The organism is Pradoshia sp. Z6_59 (genome assembly GCF_058267515.1).
In genome coordinates, this window is the sequence record NZ_JBZCPP010000001.1 from 367455 (window position 1) to 384961 (window position 17507).

General features: G+C 35.5%; 18 protein-coding genes and 1 tRNA gene. 11 read left to right on the forward strand and 8 right to left on the reverse strand.

Going from position 1 to position 17507, the window contains the following annotated elements; genetic code table 11:
- The first annotated feature begins 120 nt into the window (after positions 1-120).
- Positions 121-909 carry an SDR family oxidoreductase gene (locus AC4D4B_RS01820; RefSeq protein ID WP_490999019.1) on the forward strand — a complete coding sequence of 263 codons (789 nt, stop codon included), beginning with the start codon at positions 121-123 and terminating at the stop codon, positions 907-909.
- Between the two features lie 317 nt (positions 910-1226).
- Here AC4D4B_RS01820 and AC4D4B_RS01825 read toward each other — a convergent pair whose 3' ends face one another.
- Positions 1227-2090: a phosphatase PAP2 family protein gene (locus tag AC4D4B_RS01825; RefSeq protein ID WP_490999020.1), complete on the reverse strand. Its 864-nt coding sequence runs from the start codon at positions 2088-2090 to the stop codon at positions 1227-1229.
- A gap of 262 nt (positions 2091-2352) precedes the next feature.
- On the opposite strand from AC4D4B_RS01825, the gene AC4D4B_RS01830 reads away from it, so the two are divergent.
- From AC4D4B_RS01830 to AC4D4B_RS01850, 5 genes are all read left to right on the forward strand, one after another.
- Complete coding sequence (locus tag AC4D4B_RS01830; RefSeq protein ID WP_490999021.1) at positions 2353-2796, forward strand: hypothetical protein; 444 nt, start codon at positions 2353-2355, stop codon at positions 2794-2796.
- On the forward strand, positions 2784-3074 hold the full coding sequence (locus AC4D4B_RS01835; protein WP_490994333.1) for a YxcD family protein: 291 nt from the start codon (positions 2784-2786) through the stop codon (positions 3072-3074). Before AC4D4B_RS01830 ends, AC4D4B_RS01835 begins: the two co-directional genes overlap by 13 nt.
- Positions 3075-3274: 200 nt before the next feature.
- Positions 3275-4417 (forward strand): acyl-CoA dehydrogenase family protein, encoded by a 1143-nt coding sequence (locus AC4D4B_RS01840; RefSeq protein WP_490999022.1) that lies wholly within the window; start codon positions 3275-3277, stop codon positions 4415-4417.
- An 84-nt stretch (positions 4418-4501) separates the two neighbouring features.
- Positions 4502-6121: a long-chain fatty acid--CoA ligase gene (locus AC4D4B_RS01845; RefSeq protein ID WP_490999023.1), complete on the forward strand. Its 1620-nt coding sequence runs from the start codon at positions 4502-4504 to the stop codon at positions 6119-6121.
- A gap of 163 nt (positions 6122-6284) precedes the next feature.
- A complete protein-coding gene (locus AC4D4B_RS01850) occupies positions 6285-6539 on the forward strand; it encodes a sigma-G-dependent sporulation-specific acid-soluble spore protein CsgA (RefSeq protein WP_490994336.1) in 255 nt (84 codons plus the stop codon).
- 156 nt (positions 6540-6695) lie between these two features.
- On the opposite strand, the gene AC4D4B_RS01855 is transcribed toward AC4D4B_RS01850, so the two are convergent.
- Positions 6696-7433 (reverse strand): cyclase family protein, encoded by a 738-nt coding sequence (locus AC4D4B_RS01855; RefSeq protein ID WP_490999024.1) that lies wholly within the window; start codon positions 7431-7433, stop codon positions 6696-6698.
- 331 nt (positions 7434-7764) lie between these two features.
- Between AC4D4B_RS01855 and fbp the strand changes: the two genes are divergently transcribed.
- Positions 7765-9693 (forward strand): fructose-1,6-bisphosphatase, encoded by a 1929-nt coding sequence (gene fbp / locus AC4D4B_RS01860; protein WP_490999025.1) that lies wholly within the window; start codon positions 7765-7767, stop codon positions 9691-9693.
- Positions 9694-9760: 67 nt separating this feature from the next.
- Here the strand turns inward: fbp and AC4D4B_RS01865 are convergent, their stop codons facing one another.
- On the reverse strand, positions 9761-10111 hold the full coding sequence (locus AC4D4B_RS01865) for a hypothetical protein (protein ID WP_490999026.1): 351 nt from the start codon (positions 10109-10111) through the stop codon (positions 9761-9763).
- Positions 10112-10322: 211 nt separating this feature from the next.
- Between AC4D4B_RS01865 and AC4D4B_RS01870 the strand changes: the two genes are divergently transcribed.
- Genes AC4D4B_RS01870 through AC4D4B_RS01880 form a run of 3 tightly spaced genes read left to right on the forward strand, consistent with a single transcriptional unit; the run spans position 10323 to position 12181 of the window.
- The gene (locus tag AC4D4B_RS01870) at positions 10323-10898 is read left to right on the forward strand and encodes a copper resistance CopC family protein (protein ID WP_490999027.1); all 576 of its coding nucleotides are present in this window, start codon (positions 10323-10325) and stop codon (positions 10896-10898) included.
- 3 nt (positions 10899-10901) lie between these two features.
- A complete protein-coding gene (locus tag AC4D4B_RS01875; RefSeq protein ID WP_490999028.1) occupies positions 10902-11990 on the forward strand; it encodes a copper resistance D family protein in 1089 nt (362 codons plus the stop codon).
- 50 nt (positions 11991-12040) lie between these two features.
- Positions 12041-12181: a hypothetical protein gene (locus AC4D4B_RS01880; RefSeq protein ID WP_192796798.1), complete on the forward strand. Its 141-nt coding sequence runs from the start codon at positions 12041-12043 to the stop codon at positions 12179-12181.
- 348 nt (positions 12182-12529) lie between these two features.
- Here AC4D4B_RS01880 and AC4D4B_RS01885 read toward each other — a convergent pair whose 3' ends face one another.
- The 5 genes from AC4D4B_RS01885 to AC4D4B_RS01905 all read right to left on the reverse strand — a co-directional run bounded on the left by AC4D4B_RS01885 (position 12530) and on the right by AC4D4B_RS01905 (position 15326).
- Complete coding sequence (locus tag AC4D4B_RS01885) at positions 12530-13021, reverse strand: hypothetical protein (protein WP_140461513.1); 492 nt, start codon at positions 13019-13021, stop codon at positions 12530-12532.
- A gap of 6 nt (positions 13022-13027) precedes the next feature.
- Positions 13028-13444, reverse strand: a complete 417-nt coding sequence (locus AC4D4B_RS01890) for a hypothetical protein (protein ID WP_066103550.1) — start codon at positions 13442-13444, stop codon at positions 13028-13030.
- A gap of 222 nt (positions 13445-13666) precedes the next feature.
- Positions 13667-14257: a DUF6944 family repetitive protein gene (locus AC4D4B_RS01895; protein WP_490999056.1), complete on the reverse strand. Its 591-nt coding sequence runs from the start codon at positions 14255-14257 to the stop codon at positions 13667-13669.
- 365 nt (positions 14258-14622) lie between these two features.
- Positions 14623-14696, reverse strand: a tRNA-Arg gene (locus tag AC4D4B_RS01900).
- 141 nt (positions 14697-14837) lie between these two features.
- Positions 14838-15326 (reverse strand): STAS domain-containing protein, encoded by a 489-nt coding sequence (locus AC4D4B_RS01905; RefSeq protein WP_490994353.1) that lies wholly within the window; start codon positions 15324-15326, stop codon positions 14838-14840.
- A gap of 809 nt (positions 15327-16135) precedes the next feature.
- On the opposite strand from AC4D4B_RS01905, the gene AC4D4B_RS01910 reads away from it, so the two are divergent.
- The gene (locus tag AC4D4B_RS01910; protein WP_490999029.1) at positions 16136-17443 is read left to right on the forward strand and encodes a hemolysin family protein; all 1308 of its coding nucleotides are present in this window, start codon (positions 16136-16138) and stop codon (positions 17441-17443) included.
- Positions 17444-17507: the final 64 nt, after the last annotated feature.

Here is a 17507-nt window from a genome sequence, read left to right on the forward strand (position 1 = left end):
CCTTAGTATCAGGATGAATTAAGATATTATACCCTTCCATGCCCATTCATAGTGTATTTTGACAAACAATTGGTCTAAATGTGAAAATTAGATATCCGAATTAGAATGGAGGGTAAAATTTTGGATCTTAAATTAGCTGGAAAAAACGCGTTAGTGGTTGCATCTAGTCAAGGATTGGGAAAAGCAATTGCGCAAAAGTTAGTGGAAGAGGGCGCAAATGTGATGATAACTGGCAGATATGCAAACAAGTTAGAAAAAGTGGCAAATGAACTAATCCCTTTAAACAAAAACAGCAAGGTTGTCTATTGTGAAGTTGACATTACAAAGCCTGAACAAATTAAGGACTTGGTAAGGAAAACGGTGCAAGAGTTTGGAACAATTGATATTCTACTCAATAATGCAGGTGGACCTCCGGCAGGGACATTTATGGATTTAACTGATGAAGACTGGCAAAATTCGTTTGAATTAAATTTATTAAGCTATGTCCGAATGATTCGAGAAGTGTATCCTTATATGAAAGATCAGGGTGGAAGGATTCTTAATATGGCTTCTATTTCTGTTAAGGAACCGATTCAGGGATTGTTGTTATCAAATACATTCCGCCTTGGCATTACCGGTTTAACGAAGACATTAGCATCTGAATTTGCTCAGGACCATATCTTAATAAATACGATTGCACCTGGTGTTATATCCACAGACAGGATAACCTATTTGGATGAAAAAACTGCCGAGCGTCAAGGGATATCGATAGATGAGGTAAAAGAAAATGCACAAAAGCAAATTCCGCTTGGCCGATACGGAGAACCAGAGGAATTTGCTAATTATGCAGTATTTCTGTTGTCAATGCTTAATACGTATGTAACCGGACAAGTATTACTAGTCGATGGTGGAAAAGTGAAGGGAATTTAATTTCGTATAGAGTTTAAAAGAATACCCGCTATTTTTAAAAGATAAAGATTGATGAGGAGATTTATTGAAATAAATATTGTGTATTCGCTTTAAATTTTTCTTGATTTATTTAACAGGGCAAGTGGTGTTTCTAATGAATCTCTTTATAACTTTACATGAAAACCAATAATAATTTTAAAAGGCATCGTCAACAAACGATGCCGTTTATATATGGATACGTTACTTTCGTTTAATTTTCTTTCCCTGAAAAAGAAGCGGAAATCATAAGTGTCTCTTTGAAAAAGACTTTGAAGTCATTTTATGTTGGTGATTCAACATTAGTTCGCTTGCTTTTCAGATTTAATCTTTGAAGATACGGTTTTATTTTTGATGAAAAGCAGGTTGGGTGTTAATTTCCCTTCCATCCCCGCAGACTTACTTATCAATACAGAGATCAAATTGGCCATCGTAAAGGCTGTAATAGCAAGAAGTACTCCTGCAGCCATATCTGTCAGCCAGTGTATGCCAAGATAAATAGTAGAGAACATGATAATTCCCACACTGCCAGTCATAAACCATTTAAAAGGCTTATTGTTCGACCTATAGCTTAAGAATAATAAAGTCAGTGAAATCGAATTATGCAGGCTTGGAAAACAGTTATTCAATCCAGATACATTCCGATATTGAGTCTCAAAGTCCGGATAAACTTCCGGGATTAAAAAGTGTACCTGAGAATGGACGTACCATACCTCATTAACAGGTAAAAAAAGATAAAAGGGTATGGCAATAAGATAATTCAGCCCAACGGCATAAATAAATGTATAGAATAATTGCTTGTTTTGTTGGATGAAATAGAGGACAAATGATGTTGAAATCAAGGTGACAAATATAATGATGTAGAAAAAAGTTGTGATTTCTGTTAACCAGGTATTGTTCAATAGTTTTTGGAAATTAGCCAGAAATTGCCCTTCATACTGCTGAATAATATGAGAATAGTCACCGATATGAATAAAATTGCTCTCTATTTGCAATTCCAGTTTATTAATTAAAAGTATAGTTCCAAGTAATGCAAAATGAATCCATAATTTTTTGTTTTGTCGGCTATCCCATAATATCTTAAATACGATGAAAGGGTTACGCTTTGATAGGATGATGACTAAAAAAACCGTCATAATCGTGATGGTGATAGCAATCGTAAACATAGATTGATACATAAACAGACGATCCCTTCCTGATTCAATATATTCATAGTGTTTATATTATAACGTTTTGAATTGTAGGAATAGTAAAAAGGGTACAATTTTAACATATTTTATTTAAAATGAACGATTAACTTACAAATTCTATAAAAATCTATATAAATTTTGAAGAAAAATGAAAAACAATGAAACTTCTTAAAACTTGATTCGTAAATACAAATATGGGAAACTAAGCCTGACTACTAGAATTACAGGAGGAATTACTTTGTTAAAGAAAATGTTAACTGCTTTTATGTTGGTTACCTTTGTATTTGCACCGGTGGCTGAACATGCGTTTGTAGGAACTTCACACGAGGTTAGTGCAAAATCATACCGTTCAGGTAAAAAATCGTTCAATTTAAATAACAACCAATCTAATTTCAACCAAAATAAATCAACGGTTAATAAGCAAAAATCAACAACAAACAGCAATGCCAAAGCAACTAAAACAAATTCATTTAATAAAGGTGGATTTATGAAAAGCATGATGCTTGGCGGTATTGCCGGTTTATTATTCGGCGGTTTGCTGGCTAATATGGGTGCCATGGGATCCGTACTTGGTTTATTATTAAATGTAATTGCGATTTTGCTGGTTGTTGTTTTAATCAAAAAAATCTTTACACGCAGTAACCGTCCACGAAAAGAGGTTGACGGAACGTGGAGACAATAAAAATATCAGAACAAGAGATTATTAATTCACTTTGTGTTTATATCGCAGCTAAAAAGCAAGTCAATCCTGAACAAGTAGAAATTGAATTAATGTATGACGATAAATATGGGTTCTCCGCAGAAGCACATGTTAATGGTAGATCCCAAATTCTAATCACCGCAAACATGATTGAAGCACTGCGTTTTTATATTGAGCATGAGCTGAGTATGGATCCATTTGCTGCAGCAATTGAACTTGAATTAGATGACGAGGAAGGCATTATTGCCTACGTTCAATAAAAGTATGAAAAGAGGCTTAGGCCTCTTTTTTTATTGTTTAAAATGATTAGCTTATAATCAGTCTATTCATCAATTGACTGTGACTGTTACATATTTTCAGAAAAATATAAAAATGTTCGTGACTTTATACATATTGGTCGCTAATATAAAAAGCATAAGAAATGATTAAGCGCTTACATACATATAGGAGGAAATAAAAGATGCATCCTTATTTAAATGAAGAGCATGACATATTTAGAAAATCCTTTAGAAAGTTTCTAAAAAAAGAGGCGTATCCATACTATGATCAGTGGGAGAAAGAGAAACTGATTCCAAGAGAATTTTGGTCCAAGCTTGGTCAAGAGGGATATTTATGCCCTGATTTACCAGAGCAATATGGCGGCTTGGAAACGGATTGGGGTATATCAGTTGTCATTAATGAAGAACTTGAACGCCTTGGTTCCGGTACAATCGGGTTTGGTCTTCATAATGATATTGTTGTGCCGTATATTAACGCCTATGGTACGAAAGAACAGAAGGAGAAATGGCTTCCCAAATGTGTCAGCGGGGAAATCATCACAGCTATTGCCATGACAGAACCGGGTGCAGGCTCTGATCTTGCTTCCTTATCTACATACGCAGAATTAAAAGGGGACCATTATATTTTAAATGGACAGAAGACGTTCATTACAAACGGAATCCACGCAGACCTTATCATTGTAGCTTGTAAAACGGATTTACATGCTGTACCCAAGCATAAAGGAATCAGCCTGCTTGTTGTCGAAAGAGATATGGAAGGCTTCTCAAGAGGACGTAAACTAGAAAAAGTGGGTATGCATTGCCAGGATACAGCTGAGCTCCTATTTGAGGATTGTATCGTACCAAAGGAAAATTTATTGGGAGAAGCAGGGCAAGGTTTTATGTATATGATGGATAAGCTCCAGCAGGAACGGTTAATCGTGGCTATTTCAGCTCAGGTTGCTGCTGAGGATATGCTTCAGATGACGCTTGATTATGTTAAGTCAAGGAAAGCCTTCGGAAAATCAATCAGTGATTTTCAAAATACGAAGTTTAAGCTGGCTGAAATCGCATCCGACATAAAAATGGGAAGAGTATTTCTTGATCAATTAATTGCAGATCATATAGCCGGGAAGAATATAGTGGCAGAAGTCTCAATGGCTAAGTGGAAATTAACAGATATGTCTAAACGCATCTCGGTAGAATGCATGCAGCTACACGGTGGATATGGATATATGGAAGAATATAAGATTGCCAGACGATTCAGGGATACCCCGGTTGCCAGTATTTATGCCGGTACAAATGAAATTATGAAGACGATCATTGCTAAAAACCTTGGACTCTAATGGGGGAAAGTGAATTAGCATTGGATTCTCGGTCAGGTGAGATTTAAGAGTACTATATTCAATTAATAGGAGGAAGGGGTAATTATGATGATGCAAGTGCCATTAACTGTACATTCTTTGCTGGAAAGAGCGGAAAAAGTTTTTCCGAAGAAAGAAGTGGTATCAAGGACTCATGACAAGGTGCAGCGATTAACGTACAAAGAAATCGGTGAAAGGACAAGAAAGCTGGCGGATGTACTCCAGAAAATGAATGTATTAAGAGGTGATAAAGTCGGTACGCTGGCGTGGAATCACCATCGCCATCTCGAAGCATATTTTGCAGTACCTGGCATTGGAGCTGTTGTCCACACCATAAATATTCGGTTATCTGCAGAACATATTACCTATATTATTAATCATGCAGAAGACAAGGTACTATTGATTGATGAAGATGTTGTACCCATAATAGAAAAAATCGCTCCAGCATTGACAACCGTCAAGGCCTATATCATTATGACGGATCAACCAGAAATTCCCTCAACAAGTCTTAAACCGGCATATTCATATGAAGAACTCCTAGCAGTCGGTAACCCGAAAACTCCATTTATAAATGATTTGGATGAAAATGAAATAGCAGGGATGTGCTATACATCAGCAACAACTGGGAATCCAAAAGGAGTACTGTATTCTCACCGGGGAATCGTGCTGCATAGCTTTGCACTCGGCCTCGCCGATACAACAGCTGTTTCTGAACGAGATGTGGTCATGCCTGTTGTACCAATGTTTCATGTGAATGCTTGGGGATTGCCGTTTGCAGCTACCTGGTTTGGAACAACTCAGGTTCTGCCTGGACCTCGATTCAACCCGAAATTATTAGCCGAATTTATCCAATCAGAAGGTGTGACAAAAACAGCGGGTGTGCCGACAATTTGGTTAGGTCTCCTGCAGGAGCTTGAAAAAGGTACGTATGATACAAGCTCGTTGGAATTTATTTTATGCGGCGGCTCGGCTGCACCAAAAGGATTGATTAAGCAATATGAAATTAAATATAAGATACCATTCCTACATGCTTATGGAATGACAGAAACTGCACCATTGGCAACCGTATCACGTCTGAAAAGCTATCAATTAGACTTGCCAGAGGAAGAGCTGCTCGATATTAGAGCTAAGCAAGGCTTGCTTGTACCAGGCTTGGAAATGAAAGTGGTCGGAGCTGAAGGTGAAGTGAACTGGAACGGAATGGATATGGGTGAGCTGATGTTACGCGGTAATTGGATTGCTGATGAATATTATCGTGATGAACGGACTGCCGAAGCATTTAAAGATGGATGGCTATTGACTGGAGATGTGGCTACTGTAGATGAAGAAGGGACAGTCAAACTGGTCGATCGTACTAAGGATCTAATTAAGAGCGGCGGAGAATGGATTTCATCTGTTGATCTGGAGAACGCCTTAATGGCTCATGAGGCGATATTTGAAGCCAGTGTCGTAGCCATACCGCATCCCGAATGGCAGGAAAGACCGATTGGGTGTGTCGTTCTTAAGCCTGAATTTCATGGGAAGGTTACAGAAGAAGAGATTCGAAGCTTTCTTAAGCCACAGTTTGCAAACTGGTGGGTACCTGATGAAATTATTTTTATGGAAGAAATCCCGAAAACCTCGGTTGGTAAATTTCTAAAGGCTAAATTGAGAGAAATGATTCAAGAGAGAGTATCTAATAACTAATAGTGGATAGATAGGGGAGAAGTCTAAACCATCAAGGAAGTGGTTTGGACTTTTTTAGTGAGGCTGCTTTATAAATGCAAAGATGAATCGGAAAATGCTGGTATGATTTGTTCTCTCCTGTAAAGAATAAGGGATAACTACTATTCATTAAGGAGTGTACTTTATGAACCAGTCATTAGGATACGTGCAGGAAATCTTATCAGCACATACGGAGGACAGCAAAGTTGGCAAGCATATTTATAATATGATTGCAGACGGAAATTACGATAGCGGAGAACAGTTTGTCAGAGATTTATCAGTGGGTGAAAGTCATTATCTCAATCGGGTTTTACAAGATGCCATTGCTTATTCAAACCAAGAACAGGACGAAGAACGATCCAGGCATTTAAATGAGATTTATGAGTTGTTGTTTGTCTAAAGGAGTTTAATTCGCACGACTTCACAATTATCATACGTTTCAAGGAGAAGGCAGAACGATTCAATTATTTCATAGAGTTTATATATAAGATTTTTTCCTAAAAATTGCTCAAGAAGAAAGGAGGTGCATAGCAACTCCTTTTTTATGTTTGTCCTTTCAAGGCAAAATAGCGAACGAACGCACGGGGAACCCTGATGCCTTTTCGGGTTTTGGTACAATATTAAAGATGATGGCTCCTTTAGGAGGCAGCTTGTCCAGGTTTTTCATGAGTTCAATTTGATATGTATCCTGAGAAAGTACATAATATTCTCCTCTAAGTTCTCCATTTTTGCGGAAGTCAATAGCAGAATCAGTGTCAAAAGTTTCATGGCCTATAGCTTTGATTTTTCGTTCTTCAAACAAAAATTGCAAGGCTTCATAACCCCATCCAGGGATATGATTATGGCCTTCCTCATCTTTATTGGAGAAGGCCTCTTTATCAGGCCAGCGCTTGCTCCAGTCGGTGCGCAAAGCCACAAATGTATTTGCCTCAATCGTTCCGTGTTCAGTCTCAAAATCTAATATATCATCGATGGTGAGCGTGAAATCAGGATTTTCCGCTGCCTCTTTTGATTTGTCAATCACAATCAAGGGTAACACAAGCTCCTTTAGCTCCAATTCGTCTAAATACCGGGTGTCTGGCACAAAATGAATGGGAGGATCAATATGCGTTCCATATTGACCAGCGAACGAATAACGCTGCGCCATGAATCCGTCATCATGAGTAAATAAAGTATCAATCTGTGCGTCATCAAACATAAAGAAATGAGGGGAATCTGGTCCAAATGTATGGGTGAGATCCACCCACTCCTTAGATTTCAAGATATTAAGTACCTGCAACAGATCGTTTACCATCTACTCAGCCTCCATAATTTTCAATTTTCAAATAATTATTATATACTTTATCATAGACATGAAATAGCAACAAGCTCTCTCTTAAAGAATATAAGCCTGATGCTTTTCTTACATATGTTTACTTTTATAAGGACTATTATTGTAAAGAAGTGACGGTTTTGCTATAGGAAATTCATTAAATCTATATTCAACTATTGGTTTAAATAAATTATAATTAAATTATTACTATATGCGCTAATTCGGGGAATTTACAAAGGCATTCGAATTAAATGCTTTCCCTTTTATTAATTAAATCCAGATTGATAGAAATATCGAAAGGGGATACATATATTTGAATACAAAATACTTAGACTTACTTGTCCAAAAATATGATTGTGAAGAAAAAGTAGTAACAGAAATAATTAATTTGGAGGCCATCCTTAATCTTCCGAAGGGGACAGAACATTTTGTCAGTGATTTACATGGGGAGTATCAAGCTTTTCAACATGTGCTGAGAAACGGTTCCGGGAATGTAAAACAAAAAATCAAAGACTTGTTTCAAGATGTTTTATTAGAAAAAGAAATTAATGAATTTGCGACATTAGTTTATTATCCTGAAGAGAAATTAAAGTTAATTAAAAATCAATTTGATAATAAAGAAGAATTGAATCAATGGTATATCGTTATTATTGAGCGGATGATGAGGCTTATTTCTCATGCTTCATCCAAATATACACGTTCCAAATTAAGAAAAGCATTGCCTAGGCAGTTTGAATTTATTATCGAAGAGTTGTTGTACAAAACGAATCAAGCGAATAAGGAAAAATATTACAATGAAATTGTTGAGCAAATCATCTCCTTAGGCCAAGCTGATAAACTCATAACGGGTCTTGCCTATACAACTCAGAGATTGGTTGTCGATCATCTTCATGTTGTTGGCGATATATATGACCGTGGACCTGAACCTGATAAAATCATGGAAACTCTAATCAATTATCATTCGGTTGATATTCAGTGGGGGAACCACGATGTACTTTGGCTAGGTGCTTATTCTGGTTCATTGGTTTGTCTTGCTAATATTATTCGTATTTGTGCAAGGTATGACAATCTCGATATTATTGAAGACGTGTATGGAATCAATTTGAGGCCCTTGTTAACTCTGGCTGAGAAATACTATGATGACAATCCGGCTTTCAGACCAAAGGTACATTCAGATAATAAACTATCTAGTCATGAAAAATTACAAATAACAAAAATTCATCAAGCCATTGCGATGATTCAATTCAAGCTCGAAATGCCTATAATAAAAAGACGTCCGTGCTTTAATATGTCCGATAGGCTTTTATTAGAGAAAATTGATTATGATAAAAATGAAATAACGATTTATGGTGAGACTTACCCTCTTGAAAATACTTGCTTTGCCACGGTTAATCCCGAGCAGCCTGAACAATTATTAGAGGAAGAACAGCAGGTTATGGAAAAGTTGTTATTTTCAGTCCAGAATTCAGAAAAGCTCGCCAGACATATGAATTTCCTTATGAAGAAAGGAAGCCTTTATTTAAAATATAACGGAAACCTATTAATACATGGGTGTATTCCTTTAGATGAAGAAGGAAATATGGAGAAGATGACCGTCGATAATAACACCTATTCAGGTCGTGAATTACTTGATGTTTTTGAGCAATATTTACGTTATTCTTTTGCGCATCCAGAAGAGACGGATGATCTTGCGACGGATATGGTCTGGTATTTATGGACGGGAGAATATTCGTCACTCTTTGGAAAAAGAGAAATGACAACTTTTGAGAGGTACTTTATTAAGGACAAGTCAACACATAAAGAAAGAAAGAATCCATACTATCATTTACGGGAGAATGAAGAAATTTGCCGCAAAATCCTAGCTGATTTTGATTTGGATCCTGACACGGGACATATCATAAATGGCCATACACCAGTTAAAGAAATAGAGGGAGAAAATCCAGTTAAGGCAAATGGGAAAATGATCGTAATTGATGGAGGTTTCTCCAAAGCATACCAATCAACAACAGGTATAGCAGGATATACATTACTATACAATTCCTACGGTATGCAGCTGGTTGCCCATAAGCACTTTAACTCAAAAGAAGATGTCTTACTGAACGGGACAGATGTTTTATCAATAAAAAGATTGGTAGATAAAGAATTAAAACGGAAAAAGGTTAGAGAAACCAATATTGGAGAGAAAATAATTCAGGAAATTTCAATATTAAATAGTTTGAGAGAATATCGCTACATGGATTGATAGTTGCTTGGAATTAAAAACAGGAACAATGTTTCCTGTTTTTTTGTTTTAAGAGAAATCAATCTGGTTAACTTTGTCCTTCATGTATCGATATTCCAAACATGTTTATACCTATATTCTTTAATTGCCTCTCTAAATGTTCTGGCTTCACTTTCCCGTTCTCTTGGCAGTAAGTTGGGTAGTAATCAGGTGAGGCGACAGGTGCCTCTAAATTCAGCCACACTGAACGATAGATTTTGTGTACATCTCTTACGGGTAAATACTCTCCGCTTTCCAATTCGACATCATCATCCACACCATATTCGAATCGGCAGCAGGAACATATTTCATAAGAACCCACCTCTAACTGTTTAGAATCATAATAAGCGGGCTCATCAAGCCCTTTATGACCGCATACGGGGCAAATATATTTCATCATTTATAATCTCCTTGCTCATGTGTGAATTCTAAATAAAGGTAAATGACTTCTCTGTTTCCTGTATTTCCTATATTATAGTGAGGGGTTACTTACATTATTTAATCCATAATTTCAAATAAGTCTGGCTACTATTATCTTATTATTCAGGATACTGGATAGTTTATCAATAATTAGAATTTGTTTCGAATAATTAAGAACAGGGGGAAATGTTTTGAAGAAAATTATACTAGTCACGGTACTGTTACTGGTATCTTTTGTACCTGATGCTTTTGCGCACTCTCATTTAGAGAGTTCTACACCTAGTGACGGGGAAGTTATTTCAGAAGAATTACGTGAAATAACATTAACATTTAGTGGGGAAATTGAACAAGGCAGTACTTTTAAACTATTGGATTCCAAGGAACAAGCTGTTTCAGTTGAAAATATTACGATCACGGACACTGAAATTACAGGAACAATTCCTGTTAGTTTGATAAATGGAAATTATGTTGTTGATTGGAATATTATTAGTGCAGATGGCCATCAAATGGAAGGGGAGTTTTCATTCGAGGTGAAAATGACTGAGACTGAATCTCCACTAGCTAACAACAATGAGCAAGAACAAGTGAGTAAAAATGTAGAAAATCATGAAGGAAATCAAGATGGTTTAAATGAACAGGATTCTAATGAAAATGTTGCTAATGATCAAACAGAAAATGATATATCATCCAATCTCGTTCCTATTATTATCGGTGTTTTAATAGTCACCATTATAATCACCTTTATTGCATTAAGGAGAAAAAAATAAACAATGTCCTCTGTAATTTTTAGCGAAGTTGCCCTATATCTTTGTCTTTCCATATTAATGGGCAGTTTTATTCTATCCATTGTTCCAAACCATCATCGGCCTAGCATATCTGTAGGAAAGAAATATATGATCTTAGCTGCCATTGGTGTTGGATTATTTTCTTTTTCACCCGTACTCATTCTAATCTTGAACTTACAGCAAAGAGTAGACTGGCAGGGGAGAATACAAACGGTATTATTAACGTTCGAAATTGGCAAGGCATGGATTTTCACAACTATTGTGATGTTAATTTTACTCCTGTTTATTGCTAAATTTCACCAAAGAGAAGATTCTAAATACTCTTGGATTGGATGTATTTTAACCATTCTTTTGATTATGGGCCTTGCTTGGTCCAGTCATGCAAGTACATCGGAACAGATCATCGGTTTTTTAACTCATTTTGTGCATGTTACTGCTGTAACGGTCTGGGTTGGTATTCTATTTGTTATAAGTTGGTTCTCAAAAAATCAAGAGAATTGGCTGCAGTTTTTGCGATGGTTTACCCCAATCGCAATTAGTTGTGTCCTAGGGACAGCTGCTTCAGGAATAGTCCTTATGACATTTGTTATAGATCTATCGCAATATCCAAATTCTTGGATGGTTGATTATGGACAATTTTTATTGATAAAACATATTCTTATTATGGTGCTGCTTGCCTACGCTTTCGTTAATGGCATACTCATTCGACGGAGGTTAAGGGAGGACGAAACCTTTAATCCAGTTCCCTGGGTGAAAGCCGAAAGTATAGTAGCACTACTGATTTTTTCGGCAACTGCTGCAATGAGCCAGCAATCACCGCCAAGTGCAGGTACATTGGAACATGAAGGATTATCTTTTCTATTCGAACTCTTTTATCAAGGTCAGTATTATTCAGGAATGGATGTTCAGATGAGTGTAAATTCAATCAGTATCTTACTTATTACTATTGCTTTTCTATTTTTAGCCTTGCTATTTTATGCGTTTATTAAAAAAGCTTCATCAATGATCACATTAGTGCTTAGTATCTTCTTTGTCCTTTCAAGCTATTTGGCTTTGATCATGAGTGTTAGTTAAAAGGGAATTATTATAAATTTTTCCGTAGGTTTTAAGTTAGAGATTATAAAATGAGTTTATTTTTAACAAAATGGGTGCCATTCATGAATGGATTGGCCTTTTTCTATATAAGGAATATATGTCGATGTACGGGCTACGCTGAAATTGAAAAAGCGATTAAATCGGTGATTAAACGTGAAGCAATAGAGTAACGAATAACTACAAAGTATTCATAGGGTGTGGTCATCAAGCAAAAAAGATTTAATCGCTTTGCCAACTATATTTTATATTCGTTCTTACGAAACGAAAGTCAGCAGAAGCATAATGAATAGGAACGTCCTAGGCATTTATAGGACGTTTTTATTAATGAGAAACATAAAAATTATTTATGGATATATGCATACAGACTATTAATTGCAATTTACTCACAACTATGCTCAAAAACATGTGGAGCTTATTGTATGGTACTATCTGAAATTGTAAAGATAAGTATATAGCTGATTCGATTGTGAGGATATAGGATATATCCCATTGAGATAAAGAAACGTGTGGAAATACATTTAATTATATCTAGCATATAAAAAATTTTGTATATGACTAACTTCATTTTTTAATGAATTAACTAACGAAAATAAAGCATTCACATCATTTTGCAATAGGGTAATCTGGTTCTCGATTTTTTTAAATTGTTTGTTTTGTTCTTCCCTATATGTTTGCTCATTCTTTTCATTTAATTCTGATTGTTTTATATCCAGAAAAGTACCGCCAATAGATACTAAATCACCAATTGTTATAGTACTTGCTCCAATTAATGCAAGGATAAAACCTAAGTTGGATTCATTGGCCTGGTCAGGGGGAAGAGAAGAATCTGCCGTATTTTCTAATTGCTCTTCTTCTTCAATTTCCTCAACTTCGCTTGCCTCAAAGCTGATGCCGAGAACTGTAAGAAGGTTACCTATTGTGACAATCATTTGGCCAAATAAATCAACCTTATCTCCAAATTCAACAGGCAAAGATTCGATAAATTGATTTTCTGAGTCCTTTTTAATCAACTCTAATCACCTACTTGATTGTAGCCTGATTTTCTCCATAACTTTTAATGTAGTTTGATTTAAATCCTCTTGAATTCTTTTTAATGATGAAAAATCTTTTTCAAGTTCTATTTCATTTAATTCAAATAAATGATCCATACTATCAGTGTTAAATACGTTGTTTAGGCAATTTAGAATCCCTTGGAAGGATGATACTAGTTGAGTATGTTCAATGACTAAAAATGAGGGAGGAATTGTATTTTCTAAACAAAGTACGCTAGTCTGTGCAACATTTACTGCATTTTTTAAATCTATATAGTATTGTTCTGGGTTTATGATTAAACCATTATCAGCAAACTGTGGATAGATTTTATTTGATATATAGACTAAGTTACCGCCGGCTAATTGAAGAGCATGCCCATATTGTTTTATAGTGTTTGCCATATCTTTTCCCCTTTGATCTATAAAGTAAGTTAAAACAATATATGCCCAAAGATTAAAGAAGTTCCAAGAGTATATAATCTGGATGCCATTGTGATTACAGATGTCTTTTTTCAAATGATTAATATATGAATTGTAATATTCCACCAAATAAAAAAGGAGTTCCAATAAATCGTCAACATGACTTTTTGGAACGCCTCTATTTATAAAGAAATGCAATTTTATCTATTTATAGTATACAACTGAATTAACGGTTTGAAATTTGGAAAGATCCGACTCACTTATTGTTTGAGCGATTGCTTGGATGATAGCACCAATAGCTTGTATCCAGCTGCCTATGGAATTGAATTGCTGTCTCTTAAGACTGGTTGATGGTAAAAATCCCGCTATTACTAACATATTAATCCCAATGGTTTGTAACAATCCTCCGAATGCATTATATAGATCAGTAAGATTGGTTATTCTTTCCAATGAATAAATAAAAGACAAAACAGTGCCCAATGCTTGTCCTTCATTTCCTATATTGAATACGGTTTGTTGTGCATTTGAATCACTAAACGGAAGGATATAACCGGCCACTTCCGCAGACAAGCCGCCTGCTTGAATTATATTACCAACTTTATTTAGTGTCAGGTCGCTCTCAGTGTCAACCAGGACTGCCGTAGCTGCAAGCTGAAGATTGTAACCAATTAAATTGATATCAGATGAGGCCTTATTATCGAGTGATATAGGTGGTGTATTCCCAATAGCAGTTACAATTCTGCCAAACGCGCCTACCCACATTGCACCTGTTATTATCTGTGTTTTGTTTTCTATTTAAATCACCAACTTATTGTGGTTTTAGTCATGCATCATTGTATTCAAATAAGTAAATTTATGTTCTGCTAAATTAAATAACGGAAAAATAAATGCAATCCTGTCCTATTTGCAGAATTTCTTCAAGAAGGATTCTAAATATACGATTTCAAAATTGTATTTCAGCCGATTAAAAATATTCATTAAGAGTTGGAAAAAGAGAAGAGTAGAAATCTTTTGAAGTGTAGGGGAACGTGCAAAATAAATGCAAAATAAAAGCGTAAACTATAGATTTCTTTAGGAAACTACAGTTTACGCTAATCCTTATAAACGTTGATATATCAAGGGTTTGATGTGATTATTTGAATTCTTTAAGAAACAGGAAACGTCCCAGAGAGGATTCGAACCTCCGACCTACAGTTTAGGAAACTGTTGCTCTATCCTGCTGAGCTACTGGGACTTATGTAAGATACTTTATAATTATAATAATTTTATTACAAAAGGTCAACTTTATTAACCAATTAATATTCTAAATTAATAAATATGGTTTATTAAGGAAAATGTTATAGGATTTTAAATTCCTTATCACTGAAATCTCAATCTATTTCAGTGATTCCTTTACCATAATAAGACCCTTTTCTTTCATTAAACATTCCAGTGCTGTTTTAAAGGTTGAGAATGTATGTAGTGAATTAGTAAAAGGTAATTGGGAAGAGACTAAGTCTTTTACGAATTCTGGTGATAAGCCTACAACGAGGACTTGTATTCCCATCACTTTTAGGGAGGATATTAAGTTTCCTATATTCTCACCCATCAGTTCTAAATTATCACAATCTTTTAGTACAAAACCGGAAAAATCCAGTACGATGGAATCGATTTCTGAGTTATTTACATAATTTAATATGATTTGAATAACCTGATCAAAGTAGGCTACTGAAACATCAAAAGTTAAAGGAACAAGTAAGGTATCGGGTATGATGGAAGCAATCATCGGGACTGAAACTTTACGGTCCTTAGCTTCCAACTCCCTGACTCTTTCGGTTAAATCATTTATTTGCTTAAGAAGTAATTCTTTTTCGTTAGTCTCCATCTTCAACCTCGCTTATCTAAAATATATACATTGACTTCAGGTATATTATTGTTTAATTCGGTGGAAACACATGTAAATCCTTTATTTTAAAAAAAACTTCGAAAGTAAACCGATTGATAAGAATACTTATAAGGGTGGATGTTTAGAACTGGAGTTTACCATACGCGCAGCATAAAAGACTTTTAGATTGCCGTGATTGATTATGAAGGTATATATGGTTGCATTAACATATAAAAAACTATAAATCAAATAATAATTTTGAAATGGATGTTTTTTATAGAATCCTACATAGTAGTAGCCAAATAAAGGATTAACCCTTGTTAGTATGATCCTTTAGCTTCTTTAGAATGTTATTTTAATAAAATTTATGAAAGTTTTTTGAACATTTAGATGAATTTATGATAGTCATAAGTGATTTCATTTTATATTAACATTATTTTATGTTATAGTTTTTCCTAACTATATTAGGCAAGGAGGCTAACTAGCTAGAATTGTAAGGCTTAGTATGATAATCCAATGCAACAGACTCCTTTTAAAGATGTTTTTCATTAGAGAAGGATCTTCCGCTTAACTCTTCTTAAATCGTGTCCTACCATGGTAAGGAAGGATTTCGATTAATTTCTACTTTAATTATATTTTCACCCAATTTGAGAGCATTTAACATTCTCGGCTTGGTCTTTTGCATGCAGAAGAGTATTTAGAGATAATAAGGATGTAACCAAAACTAATAACAAAACGTAAAGAACTATTAAACTAGTAATAATTTTTAAAAATAATTTGGAGGTGAATCCCTCTTAAGAGGGAAATAATTGGACATAACCACGATAATCAATCTTGTTTTACTTGTAGTACTAATAGGAGCCTCAGGGTTCTTCGTAGCATCTGAGTTTGCGGTCGTAAAAATTCGGATGTCCCGTATTGATCAATTAATTTCAGAAGGAAACAAAAAAGCGGTGCTTGCTAAAAAAGTAGCAAGTGACCTCGATTACTATCTTTCTGCCTGCCAGCTTGGTATTACCGTAACCACTTTAGGACTTGGTGCACTGGGTAAACCAGCGGTTGAAGGTCTGTTGTATCCTTTGTTTAATCTTTTTAATGTGCCAGACACAGTTGCATCTGCATCGTCCTATGCAATTGCTTTTATACTGGTTACTTTCTTGCATGTTGTAGTGGGGGAAATGGCGCCTAAAACGCTTGCCATCCAATTTGCTGAAAAACTTACATTAATGCTTTCACCGCCTTTATATTGGTTTGGCAGAGTGTTGTCACCATTTATTAAAGCATTAAATGGGACATCAAGAGTAATTCTTCGTGCATTTGGAGTCAAACCTGCAGGACATGAAGAGGCATATTCTGAAGAAGAACTAAAGATTATTATGACTCAAAGCTTTCAGGGTGGAGAAATTGATCAAACGGAATTGGAATACATGGAAAACGTGTTTTCGTTTGATGAACGTGTTGCCAAGGATATTATGGTTCCAAGAACTGAATTGGTTACGCTCGATTTGAATATGAATTATGATGAAATCGTGAGCATTATTGATGAACATAACTACACACGTTATCCGGTTGTTGAAGATGGGGATAAAGACAAGATTGTCGGAGTAGTAAATGTGAAAAAAATGCTGACTCATATTGCTGCCAAAAGAGAACGTAAACTTGAAGAATTTGTTAGGGACTTGCCTTATGTTCTTGAAGCAACCCATATACAGGATGCGTTGTTGAAAATGCAACAGGAACGGGTACATATGGCTTTAGTCATTGATGAATACGGAGGCACTTCAGGAATTCTTACGATGGAAGATGTGCTGGAAGAAATCGTAGGAGAAATTCGCGATGAGTTTGACGCTGATGAAGTGGCCGATATCCGTAAAGTCGGAGAAAACCAATATATGATTAATGGACGAGTCCTTTTGAGTGAGATGGAGGAACTGTTTGGTTTAGAGTTTGAGGACAGTGAAGATATAGATACAGTCGGAGGCTGGATTCAATATCAAAAAATTGATACTGTTCAAAACGGCGATTCCTTAGAGCATGGTAAGCATCTATGGACTGTCAAGGAAATGGATAACCACCAAATTAAACAAGTATTATTTACTCAAAAGGTTAAGAAATAATCAAAAGAATTATTGGAACAACAAATTTTTTTACTATTCTTGGAGGTGAATCCCCCTTTATGGG